The sequence below is a fragment of the Priestia sp. SIMBA_032 genome (assembly GCF_046535215.1).
Taxonomy (GTDB): Bacteria; Bacillota; Bacilli; order Bacillales; family Bacillaceae_H; genus Priestia; species Priestia aryabhattai.
In genome coordinates, this window is the sequence record NZ_JAWRXD010000902.1 from 1 (window position 1) to 262 (window position 262).

Genomic DNA, 262 nt, shown 5'->3' on the forward strand with positions numbered 1-262 from the left:
GTTATAAGCAGATTTTGCTTTTTCAATAGATTTATCAAAATCAGCTACTAATTGTTTAGCTTCTTTATCTTTATTAAAGATTTTTCCTAAAGTAATTGTAGAATCTTTAAGTCCTTTTACTAAGTTTTCGCCAGGCTTAGTAGCTTTCTCAGAAACATCAAAATTAAGATCAATAACTGCTGCATTTGGTACTAATTTTTTGATTTCTTCGTAATGGTCAGCAAATCTTTGACCAACGATTACAAGGTCAGGGTTTGCCGCT

The 262-nt window shown here is 31.3% G+C and carries 1 protein-coding gene; it reads right to left on the reverse strand.

Annotated elements, in window-relative coordinates; translation table 11 throughout:
- Nucleotides 1-262: ABC transporter substrate-binding protein (locus SB717_RS36935; RefSeq protein WP_410908056.1), on the reverse strand; the 262-nt coding region annotated here is incomplete at both ends.